The sequence below is a fragment of the Actinomadura sp. 1N219 genome, from assembly GCF_044326405.1.
Lineage (GTDB): Bacteria > Actinomycetota > Actinomycetes > Streptosporangiales > Streptosporangiaceae > Spirillospora.
Map to the genome: position 1 here is coordinate 1 of NZ_JBIRAY010000012.1, position 20,559 is coordinate 20,559.

A 20,559-nucleotide genomic window follows, 5' to 3' on the forward strand; every position below is an offset into this window, starting at 1 on the left:
CCGGATCCCTCCTCCACTGGACCCGCAAAATGATCGAAATCCGCCAACGCCACCCCGTCTTCGGCGTCGGCTCCTACGTCGAACTCTCCGCCTCCAACCCCTCCGTCCTCGCCTTCACCCGCGAGATGAACGGCGGGGACGTCAATCAATGGGGCGGCATGGACACGGTCCTCTGCGTGAACAACCTCTCCCGCTTCCCGCAGCCCGTCGAACTCGACCTGCGCCGGTTCCGGGATTCCACCCCGATCGAGTGCATGGGCGGCGTCCAATTCCCGGCCATAGGCGACCTGCCCTATCTGCTGACGCTTCCCGGGCACGGCTTCTACTGGTTCCTGCTGCCGCCGCCCGCAGAGCACGACCAGGAATCGGAGTGAGGTAGCCGTGCCGCCGCTCGACCATTCCCTCGTCCGGCTACTGGCGGGCTGGCTGCCCGGGCAGCGGTGGTTCGGCGGCAAGGACGGCCCCATCGACGACCTGACCATCGGCACCGCCACCGAACTCCGCACCGGCGACCCCGCACTGCACCACCTCATCCTCGACGTCCACCAGAACGGCGCCGTCGACCATTACCAACTGCTCCTCGGCGTCCGGCGCGACCTGCCCGACCCGCTGCGGCCGGTCGAGATCGGACGGCTGTCCCGCGAGCAGGGGAACGGACGGCCGGACGCCGCACCTGTACGACGCCGCCCACGACCCCGACCTGACCCGGACGCTGCTGGACGAGCTGGCCGCCGACGCGTCCATCGGCCCGCTGCGGTTCCGCCACGCCGACGGCGCCCGCATCCGGACGGACCTGGCGAGCCTCCCCATCACCGCCGAGCAGAGCAACACGTCGCTGCTGTTCGGCGACGCCTACATCTGCAAGCTGTTCCGGCGGCTCAGCCACGGCGTCAACCTCGACCTGGAGGTCAACCTCGCGCTGACCCGCGGCGGCTGCGCGCGCGTCCCGGCCGTCCTCGGCTGGATCGAGCTGGAGCCGGGGCCCGTCGCCGGCGGCGGGCCGGTCACGCTCGGGCTCCTGTCCGACTACCTGCACACCGGCGCGGACGGCTGGAGCCTGGCGATCGCGAGCGTCCGGGACTGGTTCGCGCACACGCCGCCGCCGCGCGACGCCGGGTGGGAGGGCGAGTGGGCCGAGCTGGACGCGAGCGCCGCCGGCGGCGACTTCGCGGCCGAGGCGGAGCGGCTCGGCGCGGCGACCGCCGAGGTGCACCGGGCGCTGGCCGACGCGTTCGGCGTGGCGACGCTGCCCGCCGCCGAGGTCCGCGCGATGGCGGCGCGCATGAACGCCGAGCTGACCGGGACGTGCCGCGCCGTCCCCGGCCTGGCGCCGCACGCCAAGTCGCTCACCGGGGCCTTCCTCGACCTCGCGGCGCGGGCGGAGCCGCTGCCCGTGCAGCGCGTCCACGGCGACTACCACCTCGGCCAGGTCCTGCGCACCGAGAACGGCTGGACGGTGCTCGACTTCGAGGGCGAGCCGGCGCGGACGCAGCACGAGCGGCGGGCGCTCGCGCATCCGCTGCGGGACGTCGCCGGGATGCTCCGCTCGTTCGAGTACGCGGCCCGGTTCCTCATCACCAAGTCCGGGACGATGCCGCCCGAACCGGGCGGGCGGCTGGAGACGCGGGCGCACGCCTGGGCGGCGCGGAACCGGGCGGCGTTCTGCCGCGGCTACGCGGCGGCGGGCGGTCCCGATCCGGCGGCGCATTCGGTGCTCATTCGCGCCTTCGAATTCGAGAAGGCGGTGTACGAGGTGCGCTACGAGGCGCGGAACCGTCCGGCCTGGCTGCCGGTCCCGCTGAAATCGCTCGCCCATCTGACCGCTTGATCAAAGACACCAAAGGCCGCCGCTAATTCCATGTCATGATCATGCAAAATCGGCGTGCGCGGGAAAATCACGGTGCGATCAACGGGTACCCGAACTCTCGGCAGGGAGATCACCTGTCCCGGTGAAAACCGGTCGACGACCCCTGGACGGGGGAACGGAGAGCACCCGAATGTCCACCGCAGGCCACTCACACGGAAACGAAGCCGGAAACGGATCGGCCGTCGGCCATATCGGCCGCGCCCGGGCGGGCGTCCGAAAACAGAGAATGCTCCGGACGGCGGTCACCCTGACGGTGACCGGGCTCGCGCTGGCGGTCCCGACGGGCTCGCAGGCGCTGGCGGCGCTCAATCCCGCGGTGCTGAAACGCCTGCACCTCGACTCCGCCACGCTGAAGAAGGTCCAGGCGTACGACCGTTACCGGACGCGTGAGGCGTCGCAGCGCGAGGGCGCGAGCAAGGCCCTGGCGTTCGCGCGCAAGCAGATCGGCAAGCCGTACCGGTGGGGCGCGGAAGGGCCGGGCGGGTATGACTGCTCCGGTCTCGCGATGGCCTCGTGGCGGAAGGCGGGCGTGAAGCTTCCCCGCGTCACCCACGCGCAGTACCGGCAGGTCAAGCGGAAGGTGTCGCTGAAGGACCTCAAGCCCGGCGACCTCGTCTTCTTCCGCGGCCGCAACCATGTCGGGCTCTACGTCGGGAGCGGACGCTACCTGCACGCGCCCTATACCGGCGCGAGGGTCAGGATCGACAAGCTCGACGCACGCCGGAAGAGGCAATTCGCGGGCGCGGTGCGTCCGGGCGCTCCCGCCTACAAGAAGTGGTCGACTTCGGTGAAGGAGCTCGTCGAGAAGATCGACCGGATGAGCGCTGACAAGCGCACTGCCCATAAACCGCCAGATAAGCAGCGGACCCCCCAGATTCCGCCACCATCCGACACATTGCCCAAATCGCCCGACAGCCTCCCCGACCACTCCCCCGATCACGACCTGGCAGAAGCGGACGCTCCGCCCGGCCGCCCCCGCGCGGCGAAACCGGACGATTCCGCCGCCCGGCCTCCGCGCGGCGACGAACGCCCGGAAGAGAGCAGGCCGGAACCCCGTCCGAGGTACAAGGCGAAGCCCGCGTCGCGCAGCCCGCGCCACGCCCGGCACGACTCGGACTCCTGGGAGAAGTACGTGGGCACGGTCGACGAACTGACCGCACCCGGCCACGTACCCCACTGACCGTCCGGCCCTAGAGGGCTAGGGCCGACCACCGAGTCAGCACCCACCGCCATGGGCGTCACACGTCCATGGCGGTGGCGCATATGCAGCGCAGACATATCGGACGTCCCGTGTTAGGTTGCAGTGAAAACCGTTTTCATTCTCGGGAGTCCTCATGTCCTGTGTTCTGCGCGCCCGGATGCTCGGGACGGGCGCGGCGCTCGGCGCGGCCGCGCTGCTGAGCGCCGGCTGCGGATCGTCCACCGACGCGACGGCGACGCCGGGGGCGACACCGTCTCCGTCGTGGCCTCCACCAACGTGTACGGCGACATCGCGCGGCGGATCGGCGGCGGCGAGGTGAGCGTGACGTCGTTCATCAGCGATCCCGGGCAGGACCCGCACTCCTTCGAGGCGGGGACGCGCAGCCGGCTCGCGCTCGCCAAGGCCAAGGTCGTGATCGAGAACGGCGGCGGCTACGACGACTTCGTCGGCACGCTGCTCAAGGGGTCCGGGTCCAAGGCGGAGGTGCTGAACGCCGTCCGGATCTCGGGGAAGACCGCGCCCGCGGGCGGGGAGCTGAACGAGCACGTCTGGTACGACCTGCCGTCGATGGCGCTCCTGGCCGACCGGATCTCGGCGGCGCTCGCCAAGGCCGACCCCGGCGACGCGGCGACGTTCTCGGCGAACGCCGCCGCGTTCAAGGCCGAGCTGAAGACCCTCGAAGGCAGGCTCGCGGAGCTGAAGGCCGCGCACGCGGGAGAGAGCGTCGCGATCACCGAGCCCGTGCCCGGCCACCTGCTGGCGGCCGCCGGGCTGGAGAACCGGACGCCCGAGGAGTTCAGCGAGGCGATCGAGGAGGGCGACGACGTGCCGCCCCGCGTCCTGCGGGAGACGCTGGCGCTGATCACGGAGAAGAAGGTCGAGGCGCTCGTCTACAACGCGCAGACCAGCGGGCCGAACACCGAAAGGCTGGAGAAGGCGGCCAAGGACGGCGGCGTGCCCGTCGTCCCCGTCACCGAGACCCTTCCGGCGGGTCAGAACTACGTCTCCTGGATGGACGGCAACATCGCCGCGCTGCGGAAGGCGCTGTCGTGATCTCGCTCCGCGGCGCCGTCCTGGCGTACGGGGACCGGCGGCTGTGGCGGCTCGACCTCGACGTCGCGGCGGGCGAGTTCCTGGTCGTCGTCGGGCCGAACGGGTCGGGGAAGACCAGCCTGCTGAAGGTGCTGCTCGGGCTGCGGCGGCTGACCGCCGGGACGGTCACCGTGAACGGGCGCGCCCCGCGGCGCGGGAGCGACCTCGTCGGGTACGTCCCGCAGCACCGGACCGTCGTCCCGCACACGCCGCTGCGGGCCCGCGACCTGGTGCGGCTCGGGATCGACGGGCACCGCTGGGGGCCGGGGCGGCCGCGTCCCGAGGCGCGCCGCCGCGTCGAGGCCGCGCTGCGGGACGTCGGCGCCGCCTCGTTCGCGGACGTCCCCCTCGACCTGCTGTCGGGCGGCGAGCTGCAGCGGGTCCGGGTCGCGCAGGCGCTGGCGGCGGACCCGTGCATCCTGCTGTGCGACGAGCCGCTGCTGTCGCTGGACGCCGAGCACCAGCGCATCGTCGCCGGGCTGGTCGACCGGCGGCGGCGCGACCACGGCACGACCGTCGTGTTCGTCACCCATGAGGTCGACCCCGTGCTGCCGCTGGCCGACCGGGTCCTGGACATGGGCGAGGCCGCGGCATGAACTGGCACGACATCGTCAACTTCGAGGACTACGGGGCGCTGCTCGGGCTGATCCAGAACTCGATCATCGCGGGGGCGGTGCTCGGGCTGGTCGGCGGGCTCGCCGGGACGTTCGTCATCATGCGCGACCTGGCGTTCGCCGTGCACGGCATCAGCGAGCTGTCGTTCGCGGGCGCGGCGGCGGCGCTGCTGCTCGGGACGGGCGTCGCGGGCGGCTCGATCGCCGGGGCGCTGGTGGCGGCCGCGCTGATCGGGGTCCTGGGCTCCCGGGCGCGGGACCGGGGGTCGGTCATCGGGGTGCTGATGCCGTTCGGGCTCGGGCTCGGCGTCCTGTTCCTGTCGCTTTATGAGGGACGATCCGCGAACAAGTTCGGGCTCCTCACCGGGCAGATCGTCGCGATCGACACGCCGAAGCTGTCGTGGCTGCTGGCGACGTCGGCCGTGGTGCTGGCGTGCCTGGCGGTGATGTGGCGTCCGCTGGCGTTCGCGAGCCTCGACCCGGAGGTGGCGGCGGCGCGGGGCGTGCCGGTGCGGGCGCTGTCGCCCGCCTTCATGCTGGTGCTCGCCCTCGCGGTGGCCGTGTCGATGCAGATCGTCGGGGCCCTGCTGGTGCTGGCGCTGATCTGCACGCCGGCCGCGGCGGCGGTGCGGGTCAGCGCGTCGCCGGTGCTCGTGCCGGTGCTGAGCGCGGTGCTCGCGACGGTGTCGGTGGTCGGCGGGATCCTGCTGTCGGCCGGGTCCAGCATCCCCGTCAGCCCGTACGTGACGACGATCTCGTTCCTCCTGTACGGGGCGTGCCGGGCGGCGGGGGCCGTCCGGACGCGGCGCGGCTGGACGGCGCGGCGGGCGCCCCTGCGGCTCGACACCGTGCCCACATGATCTCCCCCACATGAAGTCTTGGTGCCCGCCCGGCACTGGCGGACGGGCGGGCGCCGCGCCCCGGACGGCGTTCCGGAAATTCCGGACGCGTGATCACCAGGACGTTGCCATTCGCTTACCCGGCCGTGGGCATCCCCACCGGACGCAGGGGCATCATCAGGGCTCTTGCGACTTTCGGGGCGATTGGGAGGGAACGCGATGTGGGATTTCGCGGGCCGGGACACCGCTATCGACCTGGGCAGCGCCACCGTGCGGATGCATGTCCGAGACCGCGGTGTCGTCTGCCGGGAACCGTCGCTGCTCGCCCGCTGCCGGCGCACCGGGCGCATCCTCGCGCTCGGCGGCCCGGCGCAGGAGATGGCGGGACGCAACCCCGACGTGACCCTCGTCCGGCCGATCCGGAGGGGCGCGCCGACCGAGACCGATGAGGCCGAATACCTGATGCGGCATCTCGTCCGCAAGCACCACCGGCGCCACTACACGGCGCGGCCGCGGCTGGTCGTGACGGTGCCGAGCGGGCTGAGCTCCGTCCACTACCGGGCGCTGCAGTTCTCCGCCTACCAGGCGGGCGCGCGGCGGCTCACGCTGGTGCCGACGCCGATCGCCGCCGCCATCGGCATGGGCATGACGTCGTCGGCGCGGCCCGAGGTCGCGGTCATCGCCGACATCGGCGCGGACGTCACCGACGTCGGCGTCATCGCGTTCGGCGGGCTCGTCACGTCCCACACCGCGCACGTCGGCGGCGCGTCGCTGGACCGCGCGATCGTGGCGATGGTCCGGCGCGAGCAGAACGTCTCGCTGTCGGTGTCGGCGGCGGAGACCGCGAAGCTGGCGGTCGGGGCGGTGCCGCCGCTCGGCCGGCGGCCGGTGCGGCAGACGGTGGTGCACGGGCGCGACATCGCGACGGGGATGCCGCGCGAGGTCGTCCTCACGACCGTGGACATCGGCCGGGCGATCGCCGGGCCCGTCGCCGAGATCGTCGAGGCGATCGGCGCCGGGCTCGCGGGCTGCTCCCCGGAGATCTCCGGCGACCTGCTGAGCGTCGGCGTCACCCTCACCGGCGGGTGCGCCCGGCTGCCCGGCCTTGAGCGGCTGATCCGCGACCGGACGGGCCTGGCCGCGCGGATCGGGGACGACACCGGCGACGCGGCCGTGCTCGGCGCCGGGGAGGTGCTGCGCTCCGCCCACTCGCAGGAGCCGTCGGCGAGGGAGAGCTCCCCGAGGCCCCACATCCTGACGACCGTGCCCGAGTTCGAATACTGAACCGCCGACTACACTCCGGATCCCATGAGCGACGCACCCGACCGCGAGGGTCCCGGAAACCCCCAGCTGCAGGAGGTCTCGGACGGGGTGTTCGCCTACGTCCAGCCGGACGGCACCTGGTGGATCAACAACACCGGCTTCCTCGTCGGGTCGCGCGGCGTGACCAGCGTGGACGCCTGCTCCACCGAGCGCAGGACCCGCGCGTACCTGGAGTCGATCCGGTCGGTGACCGACCGTCCCGTCCGGACGCTGGTCAACACCCACCACCACGGCGACCACACGTTCGGCAACTACCTCTTCTCCGGCGCGACCGTCGTCGGGCACGAGCAGACGCGCGCGGGCGCGCTCGCGTGGGGCAAGCCGTTCGACGAGCCGTTCTGGACGAAGGTCGACTGGGGCGACGTCGAGCTGGAGCCGCCGTTCCTCACCTACACCGACGCCGTGACCCTGTGGGTGGACGAGCTGCGCTGCGAGGTCCGGCACGTCGGGACGCCCGCGCACACCACCAACGACTCGATCGTGTGGATCCCGGACCGGCGGGTCCTGTTCTGCGGCGACCTGCTGTTCAACGGCGGCACGCCGTTCCTGATGCAGGGGTCGGTGTCCGGCGCGATCAAGGTGCTGGAGGACGTCGTCGCGCCGCTGGACGCGGAGGTGATCGTCCCCGGGCACGGGCCGGTGGCGGGGCCGGAGCTGATCGACCGCGTGGTCGGATACGCGCGGTTCGTCCAGACGACGGCCAAGGCGGGGAAGGCGGCCGGGCTGACGCCGCTGGAGGCGGCGCGGGAGGCCGACCTCGGCCCGTTCGCGGAGCTGACCGACGCCGAGCGGCTCGTCGGCAACCTGCACCGCGCCTACGCCGAGCTGGACGGCCTCGAACCCGGCGCGCAGATCGACCTCGTCTCCGCCCTCAACGACATGATCGAGTTCAACGGGGGCCGGCCGCTGACCTGCCGCGCCTGAGCGAGGCGACCATCGAGGGGGCGAACATGAAGGACGGGACGCTGGCGGTGGGGGCCGGGCGGCCCGCGCCGGAGAACTTCGCGCCGGGGCTGCCCGGGCCGGTGTTCGCGGCGCACTACCACCTGGCGGGGGACCCGGCCGGGCCCTACACCTACGGGCGGGACGAGAACCCGACGTGGACGCTGCTGGAACGCGCGATCGGCGAGCTCGAAGGCGGCGCCGAGGTCGTGGCGTTCTCGTCCGGGATGGCGGCCGTGGCGAGTGTGCTGCTGTCGCGGGTGCGGGCCGGCGACGTCGTCGTCCTGCCCGATGACTGCTACCTGACGACCCGGATGCTGAAGGATCGGCTGGAGTCGTACGGGGCGGTCGTCCGGATGGGGCCCACGGCCGGGGACGCGCAGATCCGGCTGCTGGACGGGGCGCGGCTGGTGTGGCTGGAGACGCCGTCCAACCCGATGCTGGACGTGTGCGACATCGCGCGGGTCGTCGAGGCGGCGCACGCGGCGGGCGCGCTGGTGGCGGTGGACAACACGCTGGCCACGCCGCTCGGGCAGCGGCCCCTGGACTGGGGCGCCGACTTCTCCGTCGCCAGCGACACCAAGGCGATGTCGGGGCACGGGGACCTGCTCCTCGGGCATGTGGCCACGCGAAATTCCGAACTGGCCGAGGGCGTCCGGTTGTGGCGCAAGACCGTGGGCGCGATCCCGGGGCCGATGGAGGCGTGGCTGGCGCACCGGTCGCTGGCCACGCTGCAGTTGCGGCTCGACCGGCAGGCCGCGAACGCGCTGGCGCTGGCGGAGGCGCTGCGGGACCGTCCGGAGGTCTCGGGGCTCAGGTATCCGGGGTTGCCGGACGACCCGTCCCACGAGGTGGCCGTCCGGCAGATGCGCCGGTTCGGGTGCGTCGTCTCGTTCACGCTGCCGGACGAGGCCGCGGCGGAGCGGTTCCTCGGCTCGCTGCGGCTCGTCATGCAGGCGACCAGTTTCGGCAGCGTGCACAGCTCGGCGGAGCGGCGCGGACGGTGGGGCCGCGACGCGGTGGAGCCCGGGTTCGTCCGCTTCTCCGTGGGGATCGAGGACACGGAGGACCTGGTCGCGGACGTCATCCGGGCATTGGGGAAAATATCGTGATTCCGGGCGGTCACCGGTTGTAGCGTGGCCGCCCATGAGCGAAGCGCGGGCACTTCTGGACAGCGGCGACATCGCCGGGCTCATCCGCCATCTGCGGTCCAACGCGGACGACATGGAGCTGGCCGAGGTGGCGGGCCTCATGGAGGGCGCGGCCGCCAGGTCCGGATTCGACGACATGCGGGACGCGGCCGCCGCGATGGCCCGGGCGCAGGGGCCGCAGGAGCTGTACGACTTCGGGTACGCGTGCATCGAGCGCGGCGTGCCGTTCCTGGCGATCCCGCCGCTGCGGCGGGCGCTGGAGCTGATGCCCGACGAGCCGGTGCTGCTGATGGAGCTGGTGTCGGCCCTGGAGCGGGAGAACCGGCACGCCGAGGCCGTCGCCGTGCTGGAGCCGCGCGTGGTGTCGCTGGACCCGTGGCCCGCCCGGTACCTGCTCGCCTACAACGCGCTGCTGGCCGGGGACGTCGTCCGGGCGGACCGGGAGGCGACGGCGCTGCCCGTCCCGGACGACGCCGACTGGGCGCCCGCCCACGACCGGCTCGCGCGGATGCTCGCCAGGGCGCGGGCGGTGCGGTCCGTCGGCCCGCTGGATTCCAAGGACCTGCGGGGCTGGCATTTCGCGCTGGGCGGGAGCGTCCTGGCCACGATCTCGCCGTACGGGTTCGACCAGGGCATGACGGGACGGTTCGCGTACACGTCCGACAGCTTCGCGACGAGCCGCCGCGTCCTCGACCGGCTCCGGCTGATCCTCGACGCGGCCGGACGGCGCCCCGCGTCGGTCGGCGTCCTGCCGGACCGGTCGAGCCAGATCCTTGGGCTGGCGGCGGCCGAGCTGCTCGGGCTCCCGGCGGAGCCGTACGCCCCTGGACGCCCCGACGTCCTGGTGGTCGCCTACGACCTGAACGGCGTTGAGGCGGACGGGCTGCGAGAGCGCGCCGACGGCCAGGTCCTGTTCGAGCGCGCCACCTGCTGGACGGACCCGCCTGGGATCAGCGCCGACGTCACCGGGCTGCTGCACCAGGTCGTCGTCCCGCCGTGGGGCGAGCGGCTGCGGGTGACGCCGTCCGGGGAGACCGAGACCGTCCCGCCGGACGGGCGGCCCGCGGAGGAGCTGGCGGCCGAGATCGTCCAGGCCGCCCCGGAGGCGGACGACGGGGCCGGCGACGGCGCGCCGCCCGACCCCGACGACGCCCTCGCCGGGTTCGCGCGGGCGGTCGCCGGGCAGTGGCCGATCGGGCCGCGGGACGCCGTCCGCTCCCCCGGCCCGGTCCCGAGCAGCCGCTTCGGCTAGGACGCCTGGCCGGACATGTCGCGCTCGACCGCCTCGGCGGCCTTGCGGGCGGCGATCAGGACCGGGTCCCAGACGGGCGAGAACGGCGGCGCGTAGCCGAGGTCGAGGCCCGTCATCTCCTCGACGGTCATGCCGTTCCACAGCGCGATCGCGAGGCCGTCCACGCGCTTGGCGGCGTTCTCCTCGCCGACGATCTGCGCGCCGAGCAGCCGTCCCGAGCGGCGCTCGGCGATCAGCTTGGTCCTCATCATGGTGGCGCCCGGGTGGTAGCCCGCGCGGGTGGTGGACTCGACGACGACGCTCAGCGCGTCGAACCCGGCGGCGGCCGCCTCGCGCTCGTTCAGCCCGGTCCGCGCGACCTCGATCCGGCAGATCTTGGACACGGCGGTGCCGACGACGCCGGGGAACGTCGCGTAGCCGCCGCCGAGGTTGATCCCGGCGACGCGGCCCTGCTTGTTGGCGTGCGTGCCGAGCGCGATCGCGACGGGGCCGCCCGAGACGAGGTGGCGGGTCTCGACGCAGTCGCCCGCGGCCCAGACCCGGTCGGTGCGGGTGCGCATCCGCCGGTCGGTGACGATGCCGCCGGTCGGGCCGGTCTCGATCCCGGCGGCGCGGGCCAGGTCGGCGCCCGGCCGGACGCCGAGCCCGAGGACGACGAGGTCGGCGGGCAGGGTCCGGTTCACGGTGCGGACGGCGGTGACGTGCCCGTCCGGGGACGTGTCGAAGCCCTCGACCGGCTCCCCGAGGTACAGGTCGACGCCGATGCCGCGGATCGCGTCGGCGATGACGGCGCCCATGTCCGGGTCGAGGGTCCGCATCGGCCGGTCGGCGGCGTCCACGATCGACACCTCCAGGCCGCGCATCACCATCGCCTCGGCCATCTCCAGGCCGATGTAGCCGCCGCCCACCACGACCGCGCGCCGCGGCTCCCCCTGTTCGAGGACGCGCCGGATGGCGATCCCGTCGTCGAGGATCTGCACGCCGTGGATGCCGCGCGCGTCCGCCCCGGGCAGGCGCGGGCGCGCGGGGACGGCACCGGTCGCGACCATCAGCTGGTCGTAGGGCTCCCAGCGCTCGCCGCCGCCCTCGTGGTCGCGGACCCTGACCCGGCCGCCTGCCACGTCGATCTCGACGGCCTCGGTGCGCAGCCGCAGGTCGATGTCGCGGTCGCGGAACTGGGCGGGGGTGCGGGCGATGAGCTTGTCGAGCTCCTCGACCACGCCGCCCACGTAGTACGGGATGCCGCACGCCGAGTAGGACGCGTGGTGCCCGCGTTCGACGACGAGGATGTCCAGGTCGCCGGCGCTCCGCCGCCTGCGGGCCTGGGACGCGGCGCTCATCCCCGCCGCGTCGCCCCCGATGACGAGCAGCCGTTCCCGTGCGGCCATGCCCTATCCCCCTCGAACTCGGTGGACCTCAGATTCCGTACACGCGGCGGGCGTTGCCGGACGCGACCAGGCCGGCGACGCGTTCGGCGTCCCGGGCCGTCCAGGCGCCGTCGTCCACTCCCCCGGCGAGGAATCCCGCCAGGCCGCGCCGGAACAGCAGCGCGCCCAGGTGGAACAGCTCGGCCAGCCCGAACGCGTCCGACGAGTAAAGCACCTTCCCGAACGGCGCGAGCTCCAGCAGCTCGGCGATCAGCGCGGGCGACCGGTGCCCGAGGTTGTGGGTGGCGAGGCCCGCGTCGACGTACACGTTCGGGAGCACCTGGGCGAGGTAGCCCGCGTTCCGGTGGAACGGGTAGTTGTGCAGCAGCATCGCGGGGACGGGATCCATCGCCCGCAGCAGCTCGATGAGCAATAGCGGGTCTCCGCGGCGCAGGTCGGCGTCCACGTCGCCGAGCCCCACGTGGAACTGCACCGGCAGCCCGGCGTCGACCGCGCACCACACGAGGAACCGGTGCAGGACCTCGTCGCTCACGCGCGGGGCGTCCGCCCGCATGAGCCGTCCGGCGGCGCCCGTGACCTCCGCCGGGGACGGGCGCTCGCCCGACAGCTCCAGCCCGGCCCGGTAGGCGGCGATCGACTTCGCGCCGACCGCGCCGTGCCCCTGGACGCGGGCGCGGACCTCGTCGGCGAAGCGCGCGGCGTCGACGCCGTCCGCCGCGACCTGCTCCGCGACGCTCTCCAGCCGGACGATCTCGTGCGCCCGCGCCCCCGCGAGACGTCCCAGCTCCAGGGGATCGAGGATCGACTCGGGCGTGTACCCGGTGTCGACGCACAGGGCCTCCAGGCCGGCGGCGTCCAGGAAGCGGCGGTTCACCTCGGCCGCGCCCAGCTCGGCGCGGCGGGCGAGGTAGGCGTCCGGCTCCGCGTGCGCGTCCAGGTCCAGGACGGGCGGGCACCAGCGCCGCAGCGCGAACCCGACCTGCGTGTCGAACATGCCGACGCCCGGCGGGCCGGTGCCCTCCGCCTCCGTCAGCAGCGCCTCGAAATCCGCGCGGTCCAGGTCGCGGCCGAGGACGCCGTGGCAGTGGTGGTCGGCGAGCGGGAGCGACTCGAGGTATTCCAGCACGGCCCGTCTCCTCCCTGAAAGGGGATGATCTCCCTACGATGCCCTTGCGGGACGTCACTCGTCGTCCCGTCACGCCGACGCCACTCCGATCGGGAGCCAGCACCGTGGAACAGATCCCTGAGACCGTCCCCGCCGGGCACAGCCTCGACGGCCACACCCGCGCGCGGCTCGGCAGGCGCGCCGCCGAGACCGCGCGGCGGCTGGCCGGGCAGGACATCGTGGCCGTCGCGCTCACCTGGGTGGACGTCAGCGGGATCACGCGGACCAAGACCGTCCCGGTGGAGCGCCTGGAGCACGCGGCGACGTGGGGCGTCGGGATGTCGCCGGTGTTCGACGTGTTCCTGCTGGACGACTCGATCACGTCCGGGAAGCACATCGGCGGCCCGACCGGGGACCTGCGGCTCCACCCCGACCTGGACCGCCTCCGCATCCTGGCGGCGCTGCCGGGCTGGGCGCACGCGCCCGCGCTCCGGTACGCGCAGGACGGCGGCGTCCACCCGCTGGACACGCGGGCGTTGCTGCGGCGCGAGACCGAGCGGCTCGCGGAGGGCGGCTGGTCGGTGAAGGCGGCGGTCGAGATCGAATGGGCCGTGTCCAAGGGCGACGGGGACGACTTCGTCGCCGCGTGCCGCGGCCCGGCGTACGGGATGACGCGGATCTCCGAGCTGGCCGGATACCTGCGGGACGTCCTGTCGGCGCTGAAGGAGACCGGGGTCGCCGTCGCGCAGCTGCACCCCGAGTACGCGGCCGGGCAGTACGAGGTGTCGGTGGCGGCCGAGGACCCGGTCGGCGCGGCCGACACCGCCGTCCTGGTGCGGGAGACGATCCGGGCGGTGTCGATGGCGCACGGCCTGGCCGCCTCGTTCTCCCCGAAGGTCGAGGCGGGCTCGGTCGGCAACGGCGCGCACGTCCACCTGAGCCTGTGGAAGGAGAACGCCGGCACCGGGCCGGTGAACGCGATGGCGGGCGGCGACGGGCCGTGCGCGATGACGGCCGCCGGGGAGGCGTTCGCCGCCGGGATCCTGCGCCGGATCCCGGCGCTGCTGGCGGTCGGCGCGCCGGCGGTGGCGAGCTACCTGCGGCTCGTCCCGTCGCACTGGGCGGGCGCGTTCGCGTGCTGGGGGCCGGAGAACCGGGAGGCGGCGCTGCGGTTCATCACCGGCGCGGAGGGCGAGCAGTCGCGCGCGGCGAACCTGGAGGTCAAGTGCCTGGACGGGGCCGCCAACCCGTACCTGCTGCTGGCCGCGCTGCTCGCCGCCGGACGGGACGGGCTCGGCGCCGACCTGCGGCTGCCCGAGCCGGTCGAGGTCGACCCGGCGTCGCTGGCGGAGGAGGAGCGCGCCGCCCGCGGCATCGTGCCGCTGCCGGCGTCGCTGGCGGAGGCGGTGGAGGCGTTCGAGGCGGACGCCGTCCTGCGGGACGCGCTCGGCGAGGCCGTCACCGACACCGTGTCGGCCGTCCGGCGCGGCGAGATCGAGCTGCTGGACGGCGCGTCGCCGGAGGAGATCGCCGCCGTCACCCGCTGGCGCCACTAGGACGCGTCCGATGGAGGGGCGCCGCCGGGCTCGTCTCGAACCGCAGCACGCGCACCTGGACCTCGCCGCAGGCGCAGCGGGTGTAGGTCACCACGCCCTCGGACGTCAGGTGGCGCGAGAGCACCTCGTACGCCTCGGACTCGGGCCAGCCACAGCGTGGGCATTCCTCCACCGCGCACATCCCCGTGGAAGTGGGTAAGGGTTGTAACTAGTATGTCGTTTACAGCATGGCATGCCACCGGAGGCCACGGCAATGCGGATCACTGGATACAAGAGCCACGGGGTGGCCGCGTCGGCGGCGCTGGTCAACGCCGTCACCAGCACCGGCGGCGACGACTCCGCGGACGCGCTGCGCCGGCTCCTGCGCGAGAACGAGTTCTTCTGGCGGCAGTTCAGGGACGACGACGCCGCCGACTTCCGCGCCTGGGGCCGGACGCTGCGGCCGTTCTTCGAGGCCGCGCGCGTCGAGGACGCGATGGCCCTGCTGAACCGGCTCCTGCTGCAGGTCCCGATGCACCCGCACCTCGCCGACCACGAGCCGCACGGCCTGCACATGCACTACGCGCCGCCGTCGTCCCGGCTCCCCGACCGGTTCCGCGCGACGACGCTGATGAACCTCGCCGAGCTGATCGTCGAGCACGGGCTGACCCGGACGGGCGTCTGCGCGGCGGACGGCTGCGACCGCGTGTACGCCGACACGTCCCGGGCGGGGCGGCGCCGCTTCTGCTCCGAGTCCTGCGCCAACCGGACGAACGTCGCCGCCTTCCGCGCCCGCCGCCGCACCTGATCATCCCCGGTGACCTATCTCGCTTTCAGCGGCTTTACCGCAAGATTGCCGACTTGCGGGAAGGACACCCGGCATGTCGTTCGCGTTCCTGCGCCGGGTGGCGCGGTCCGACGTCCACCGGATCGCCCGGCTGACGATCACCGCCGTGGCGGCGTACGTGCTGGCCCTGGCGGTGCTGCCGGAGGGCGGGCCGAAGCCGCTGCTGTCGCCGCTGACGGCGCTGCTCGTCGTCCAGTTCTCCGTGTACCAGACGATCAGGGCGGGCATCCTGCGGGTCGCCGCCGTCACCTCCGGGGTGCTGGTCGCGGTGATGGCCGCGAGCACCATCGGGTTCTCCTGGTGGACGCTCGGCCTGACGATCCTCGCCGCGCTCGTGATCGGGCACGCGCTGCGGCTGCGCGAGCACGTCCTGGAGGCGCCGATCTCCGCGATGCTGATCTTCGCGCTGGGCGCGGCCAGCGAGAGCGGCGCCGCCGAACGGGTCCTGGAGACGCTGATCGGCGCCGCCACCGGGCTGGCCGCGACGCTGCTCGCGCCCTCGGTGCGGATCCGCCCGGCGGAGGAGGCCGTCCAGGACGTCACCGAGAAGCTGCGCGACCTGGTCGAGGAGATCGCCGACGGGCTGCGCGGCGAGCGGAGCGGGGGCGAGGCGGCCCGCTGGCAGGACGACGCCGAGCGGCTCGCCCGCGAGATCGGCCGCGCCGACCAGGAGCTCGGCGCGGCGGAGGAGAGCGTCCGGCTGAACCCGCGCACGCGGGCGCGGCGGCTGATCGACGCCGGGGTCGCGCTGCGCAACGCGATGGAGACGATGGAGCACTTCACGCTGTCGCTGCGCGGCCTGACCCGCGCGCTCGCCGACGACGAGCGGCTCGGGGAGCGGGGCCGGCTGCTGACCGACGGGTCGCTGCGCCGCGAGCTCGGCGACGCCCTCGCCGGGATCGCCGCGAGCGTCGCCGCGTACGGGCGGCTGGCCCGCTCCGACCTGGCCCGCGACGCGCGGCCGTTCCTCGCCGAGCACGACCTGGAGGTCCGGGTGGACGTCGCCCGCGAGCGCCGCGCCCGGCTCGCCCGCAGGCTGCACGAGCGGGCCGTGGCCGGGGACCCGTGGCCGCTGTACGGGGAGGTGTCCATGGACGTCGACCGGCTCATCGAGAACCTGCGCGTCGAGCACCGGACCCGCGCCCGCGAGCACTGGCGGCGGCACCGCGGCGCGTCCCGGCATCTGCCCGCGCGTCCCGTCCGGGTCGTCCAGCGGGCCGGGCATCAGCTCCGCCGGGCCGCCGGGACCGCCTCGGACGCGGCCGAGCGGAACGCCCGCGAGTCCGGCGGGCAGTACTGGCGGCGCCGGCCGGGCGACCGCCCCTGACCTCGCGAGGCGCGTCGCGGAAGGCGGGCGCAGAAGGCGGGCGCAGAAGGCAGAGGCCCGTCCCTGAGGGTTGCCCCTGGGGGTCAGGAACGGGCCTCTGCGCGGATGGACCGTCAGCTGGGGCCGGTCAGCGGAAGGTCGGCTCCAGGACGTCGACGCCGCGCGTGTTGTCCGCGACGTACACGTACTTGCCGTGCCAGTACGGCTGCCAGGACGAGGCGTCCGCCGGGCGATAGTAGGCGACCTGCTTCGGGTTCGTCGGGTCCCGCACGTCCAGGAAGCGAGTGCCCTGCGCGTAGAACGACTGGACGACGATGCCGTCGCGGACGTCGAAGTAGTGCGCCGAGCAGTCGTCGCTGTTCGGGTCGCTGCCCTCCTTGCCCGCGACGCCCCACGTGCCGACGGTGTGCAGGCGGAACGGGTCCTGCGGCGTGGAGCGCCAGCCCTCGCCTCCGTAGGAGCCCTTCAGCGACGAGATGACGAGCAGCCCGTCGTTGGCGCAGCCTTCGTTGAACGTCTCCTCGGTGACGTACAGCAGCTTGCCGTCGCCCCACCTGCGCGGGTCGGCGGCCTGGTTCCGGGTGCGACCGGTCGCGCGGTAGCTGTTGTGCATGAACGTCGAGTTGGTGGTGGCCTCGTCGAGCCCGCCGCCCGCGTACGGAACGGGGTCGTACGCCGTCGCCCGGCGCCACTTCTTCGCCACCGGGTCGTAGTGCCGGCCGGACGTGTGGTACCCGCGGACGCCGCCGCGCCCGGACGCCCACGCGACGCCGTCGGAGTCGACCTGGATGTCGTGCGTGTAGTCCGTCTTGCCGTCGTTGCGGCCGGTGTCGATGGGCTTCTCGTACACCTTCGGCTTGGCCGGGTTCCGGACGTCGGTGACCCACACGGGCCGCCCGCCCCAGTCCGCGGGCATCCAGTCCGCCTTCGCGGGGCCGCCCGTCCAGAGGTACTGGCAGTCGTTCACGCAGGTGGTGGTGTGCCCCGCCGGGACCTTCACGTAGGTGACGTGCCGCAGGTTCTCCGGCTTGGACGCGTCCACGACGTAGATGCCGGACTCGCCGGTCTGGGTGTTCCCGCCGAACGCGCGCGGGTCCCGCGACAGGTAGATCATCTTGCGTTCGGGGTCGTAGTCGGTGTCCTCGGTCTCCCACATGCCGGGCATGTTCAGCTGCCCGACGAGCTTGGGGGCGCGGGGGTCGGCGGACACGTCGTAGGCCTTCAGCCCGAACTCGCCGGTCGCGTACATGATCGTCCGCTTGTGCCGGCCGTGGCCGTAGTCGATGAACATCAGCGAGATGGCGCCCTTGGCGTCGGTCACCCCGCCGACGCGCCGCACGCCCTTGACCGCCTCGGACTTCGTGTTCGCCGCCGGCGCCCGGTGGTAGTGCCCGGCGTGGCGTCCGCCGCCGGCGCCCTCGCCCTCGGCCGCGGCCTGCCCGGACTGGGCCGTCGTGGCGCCGGGCGGCCCGGGCGGGCACGCCCAGGCGGTCCCGGCCATCAGCGCCGCGGCCGCCGCGACCGCGCCGCCGCCCTGCAGCAGGCGCCGGACGGAAACGGATGTGCGGGAAGACATCGCACCTCCAAGGGAGAGATCATCCAGGCGCCAGTGTGAACGAGCCGCGAACGTTGATCAACAGGCGCGCGGATCACGAAATGGACTCAGCACCGTAAGGACTGGTCGGACCTGTCGTCCTGCCGTAGCCTCGCGCTCGTCCCGCCCTGGCTCCCCGGGAGAGGCCCTTGAAGAGCTCCACCCGTACCGCCGCCCTGGTCACCGGGGCGGTGGTGGTCCTGCTGGCCCCGATCGCGGCGCTCCGGGCGGCCGGCGACCCGGACGACCCGCGGATCTCCGTCGGCGCGGCCGCCCCGGCGACGCTGCTGCCCGGCGACGTCCGCGACACCGCCGGCCGCATGATCGCGAACGCGGTCTGGACGGGCCTCGTCACCTACGATCCGGCGACGGGCGCCCCGCGAACGGGCGCGCCCGCGAACGCCGCCGCCGAGTCGATCACCAGCCCGGACCGGAAGGTCTGGACGGTCCGGCTCCGTCCCGGCGCTACGTTCCAGGACGGGACGCCCGTCACGTCCCGCTCCTTCACCGGCGCCTGGACGGCCGTCCTGCGCGAGGGCTGGGCCGGGTCGCGGCTGTTCACCGACGTCGCCCGCGTCAAGGGCGCGAAGCGGGGCGCGGCCGAGGTCCCCGGCCTCAAGGTCAAGGACGACCGGACGTTCGAGGTGACGCTCGACCGCCCGCTGACCGGGTTCCCGGCGCTGCTCGGCGACCCCGCGTTCTTCCCGATGCCCGAGCAGGTCCTGACCTCGCGGGACTGGACGTCCTACGGCCGCGCGCCCGTGGGCAACGGCCCGTTCCGGCTGAGGTCGCGGAGCGCGCGGGAGATCGTCCTGGCCCCGGTGAAGGGCGGGCGATCGGTCGCCGTGAAGCAGATGCCGGACGCGCGCACGCAGTACGCCGCCGCCGAGGCCGGGGACCTCGACGTCGCCACGCAGGTCCCGGCCGAGCGGCACGAGTCGATGGACGCCGACTTCGGCGCCCGCCACCGCGCCGTCCACGGACGGGAGGTGACCTACCTGGCGTTCCCGGGGTGGGAGGAGCGGCTCGCGTCCCCGACCGTCCGGCAGGCGCTGTCCATGGCGATCGACCGCTCCGCCGTGACCGAGGGGCCGCTCGGCTACCAGTACACGCCCGCCGACGCGCTCGTCGCGCCCGGCATCCTGCCGGGTCACCGCGAGGGGCAGTGCCGCCTGTGCGTCCACGACTCGAAGGCCGCCGTCTCCGCGCTGGCCGACGCGGGCGGCCTCACCGGACCGGTGAACCTCTGGTACGAGGCGAACCGCGGCGACGACGCCTGGGTGCGGACGGTCGCCGACCAGCTCCGCAAGGAACTCAAGCTCGACGCGCGCCCGCACCCCGTGACCGGCCTGGCCAAAGCCCTGGACGACCGCGAGGTGGACGGCCCGTTCGTCGTCCACACCACCGCCGCCTACCCCGCGCCCGTCGCCGCGCTCACGCCGCTCCTGGACGCCGGAACCGGCTTCGACGACGACTACGCCACCGGCCTCGTCGCCGAGGCGGAGCGCGCGACCAGCCCGGACGAGGGCGTGATCCCCGCGCGTCTCGCCGAGAGCGCCCTGCTGCGGGACATGCCGGCGATGCCGCTGTGGTCCCGCCACGACCACCTGGTGTGGTCGGAACGCGTCCGCGGCGTCACCGCCGGGGCCTTCACCGGCCTCCGCCTCACGGCCCTGACCGTCAAGGACTGACCGGCGCGGCCTCGTCCGCCGGCTCCACGGCCTTGCCGGTGGTCGGCGAGATCATGCCGGGGCACAGCTCGCGGCTCCGCAGGTTCTCCATGATCGCCGGGATGGCCTCGATGGTCGCGGCGTAGCCGTCGTGCATGAGGACGATCTCGCCGCTCTGCACGGTGACCGCCTCCTCCACGATCTCCTCAGCGGACTTGCCGCTCCAGTCGCGGGTGTCGACGTCCCAGAGGATCTCGGCCATGCCGAGCCCCTCCGCGATCTCCTTGACCGTGGCGTTCGTGTTCCCGTACGGGGGCCGGAAGAGCACCGGCGCCGTCCCGGTGAACGTCTCCAGCAGGTCCTGGGTGCGCTGGAGTTCCGACTCGATCTCGTCCTCCGGCAGCTTCGTCAACTGCGGATGCGACCAGCTGTGGTTGGCGATCCACATGCCGGCCTCCTTCTCGGCGACGACCAGGTCCTCGTTCTTCTCCGCCTTCTCACCGATGTTGAACAAAGTGGCCCGGACGCCGTTCTCGCGTAGAGCGGAAAGGAGCCGGAGGGTGTACTCCGGGGTGGGGCCGTCGTCGTAGGTCAGGCCCACGTAGCCCGCCTCGCAGTGGCCGTCCCCGGACGTGGCCGCCGCAGGTGCGGCGGGTGTCGCGACGGCGACGAGCCCGGCCGCGAGCGCCGCCGCCATGGCGAGGACGGGGCGGCGGCAGGCGGGGGTGAATTTTCCGGGCACGGGAGCGTGTCGGGGCATGTCCATTCCTCTGGTGATCGTTCGGCGGGCGGGACCCCAATTGTGGAAACAC

The 20,559-nt window shown here is 73.6% G+C and carries 19 protein-coding genes and 1 pseudogene; 15 read left to right on the forward strand and 5 right to left on the reverse strand.

Annotated elements, in window-relative coordinates; translation table 11 throughout:
- Both ACH35V_RS30875 and ACH35V_RS30880 read left to right on the forward strand, forming a co-directional pair.
- A partial coding sequence (locus ACH35V_RS30875) for an alpha-glucosidase C-terminal domain-containing protein (RefSeq protein WP_395977712.1) occupies positions 1-374 on the forward strand: 374 nt, incomplete at its 5' end.
- Between the two features lie 7 nt (positions 375-381).
- Positions 382-600: pseudogene (locus ACH35V_RS30880) on the forward strand (aminoglycoside phosphotransferase); the annotation flags it as partial.
- A 426-nt stretch (positions 601-1,026) separates the two neighbouring features.
- Here the strand turns inward: ACH35V_RS30880 and ACH35V_RS30885 are convergent.
- The gene (locus tag ACH35V_RS30885; protein WP_395978300.1) at positions 1,027-1,284 is read right to left on the reverse strand and encodes a hypothetical protein; all 258 of its coding nucleotides are present in this window, start codon (positions 1,282-1,284) and stop codon (positions 1,027-1,029) included.
- On the opposite strand from ACH35V_RS30885, the gene ACH35V_RS30890 reads away from it, so the two are divergent.
- The 9 genes from ACH35V_RS30890 (at position 1,208) to ACH35V_RS30930 (ending at position 10,281) form a co-directional block, all read left to right on the forward strand.
- Positions 1,208-1,828, forward strand: a complete 621-nt coding sequence (locus ACH35V_RS30890; protein WP_395977714.1) for a phosphotransferase — start codon at positions 1,208-1,210, stop codon at positions 1,826-1,828. The two genes, ACH35V_RS30885 and ACH35V_RS30890, sit on opposite strands and share 77 nt — an antisense overlap.
- 265 nt (positions 1,829-2,093) lie before the next feature.
- Positions 2,094-3,047 (forward strand): NlpC/P60 family protein, encoded by a 954-nt coding sequence (locus tag ACH35V_RS30895; protein WP_395977716.1) that lies wholly within the window; start codon positions 2,094-2,096, stop codon positions 3,045-3,047.
- A gap of 282 nt (positions 3,048-3,329) precedes the next feature.
- A complete protein-coding gene (locus tag ACH35V_RS30900; RefSeq protein ID WP_395977718.1) occupies positions 3,330-4,121 on the forward strand; it encodes a metal ABC transporter solute-binding protein, Zn/Mn family in 792 nt (263 codons plus the stop codon).
- Positions 4,118-4,756: a metal ABC transporter ATP-binding protein gene (locus ACH35V_RS30905; protein ID WP_395977720.1), complete on the forward strand. Its 639-nt coding sequence runs from the start codon at positions 4,118-4,120 to the stop codon at positions 4,754-4,756. The genes ACH35V_RS30900 and ACH35V_RS30905 overlap by 4 nt, the downstream gene beginning before the upstream one ends.
- Positions 4,753-5,634 (forward strand): metal ABC transporter permease, encoded by an 882-nt coding sequence (locus ACH35V_RS30910; protein ID WP_395977722.1) that lies wholly within the window; start codon positions 4,753-4,755, stop codon positions 5,632-5,634. Before ACH35V_RS30905 ends, ACH35V_RS30910 begins: the two co-directional genes overlap by 4 nt.
- Before the next feature lie 198 nt (positions 5,635-5,832).
- A complete protein-coding gene (locus ACH35V_RS30915) occupies positions 5,833-6,897 on the forward strand; it encodes a rod shape-determining protein (protein WP_395977724.1) in 1,065 nt (354 codons plus the stop codon).
- A 24-nt stretch (positions 6,898-6,921) separates the two neighbouring features.
- Positions 6,922-7,860: an MBL fold metallo-hydrolase gene (locus ACH35V_RS30920; protein WP_395977726.1), complete on the forward strand. Its 939-nt coding sequence runs from the start codon at positions 6,922-6,924 to the stop codon at positions 7,858-7,860.
- 26 nt (positions 7,861-7,886) lie between these two features.
- Positions 7,887-8,990 carry a cystathionine gamma-lyase gene (locus ACH35V_RS30925; RefSeq protein ID WP_395977728.1) on the forward strand — a complete coding sequence of 368 codons (1,104 nt, stop codon included), beginning with the start codon at positions 7,887-7,889 and terminating at the stop codon, positions 8,988-8,990.
- 34 nt (positions 8,991-9,024) lie between these two features.
- On the forward strand, positions 9,025-10,281 hold the full coding sequence (locus ACH35V_RS30930; protein WP_395977730.1) for a tetratricopeptide repeat protein: 1,257 nt from the start codon (positions 9,025-9,027) through the stop codon (positions 10,279-10,281).
- Here the strand turns inward: ACH35V_RS30930 and ACH35V_RS30935 are convergent.
- Positions 10,278-11,669 (reverse strand): FAD-dependent oxidoreductase, encoded by a 1,392-nt coding sequence (locus ACH35V_RS30935; protein ID WP_395977732.1) that lies wholly within the window; start codon positions 11,667-11,669, stop codon positions 10,278-10,280. The two genes, ACH35V_RS30930 and ACH35V_RS30935, sit on opposite strands and share 4 nt — an antisense overlap.
- Before the next feature lie 28 nt (positions 11,670-11,697).
- Positions 11,698-12,795 carry an amidohydrolase family protein gene (locus ACH35V_RS30940; protein ID WP_395977734.1) on the reverse strand — a complete coding sequence of 366 codons (1,098 nt, stop codon included), beginning with the start codon at positions 12,793-12,795 and terminating at the stop codon, positions 11,698-11,700.
- 104 nt (positions 12,796-12,899) lie between these two features.
- Between ACH35V_RS30940 and ACH35V_RS30945 the strand changes: the two genes are divergently transcribed.
- From ACH35V_RS30945 to ACH35V_RS30955, 3 genes are all read left to right on the forward strand, one after another.
- A complete protein-coding gene (locus tag ACH35V_RS30945; protein ID WP_395977736.1) occupies positions 12,900-14,330 on the forward strand; it encodes a hypothetical protein in 1,431 nt (476 codons plus the stop codon).
- A gap of 253 nt (positions 14,331-14,583) precedes the next feature.
- Complete coding sequence (locus ACH35V_RS30950; RefSeq protein ID WP_395977738.1) at positions 14,584-15,117, forward strand: CGNR zinc finger domain-containing protein; 534 nt, start codon at positions 14,584-14,586, stop codon at positions 15,115-15,117.
- Between the two features lie 73 nt (positions 15,118-15,190).
- Positions 15,191-16,483 (forward strand): aromatic acid exporter family protein, encoded by a 1,293-nt coding sequence (locus tag ACH35V_RS30955; RefSeq protein ID WP_395977740.1) that lies wholly within the window; start codon positions 15,191-15,193, stop codon positions 16,481-16,483.
- Positions 16,484-16,610: 127 nt separating this feature from the next.
- On the opposite strand, the gene ACH35V_RS30960 is transcribed toward ACH35V_RS30955, so the two are convergent.
- Positions 16,611-18,059, reverse strand: a complete 1,449-nt coding sequence (locus ACH35V_RS30960) for an LVIVD repeat-containing protein (protein WP_395977742.1) — start codon at positions 18,057-18,059, stop codon at positions 16,611-16,613.
- 167 nt (positions 18,060-18,226) lie between these two features.
- Here ACH35V_RS30960 and ACH35V_RS30965 point away from each other — a divergent pair, with 167 nt between their 5' ends.
- On the forward strand, positions 18,227-19,768 hold the full coding sequence (locus ACH35V_RS30965) for an ABC transporter substrate-binding protein (protein ID WP_395977744.1): 1,542 nt from the start codon (positions 18,227-18,229) through the stop codon (positions 19,766-19,768).
- Here ACH35V_RS30965 and ACH35V_RS30970 read toward each other — a convergent pair.
- Positions 19,758-20,507 carry a polysaccharide deacetylase family protein gene (locus ACH35V_RS30970; RefSeq protein WP_395977746.1) on the reverse strand — a complete coding sequence of 250 codons (750 nt, stop codon included), beginning with the start codon at positions 20,505-20,507 and terminating at the stop codon, positions 19,758-19,760. The two genes, ACH35V_RS30965 and ACH35V_RS30970, sit on opposite strands and share 11 nt — an antisense overlap.
- Positions 20,508-20,559: the final 52 nt, after the last annotated feature.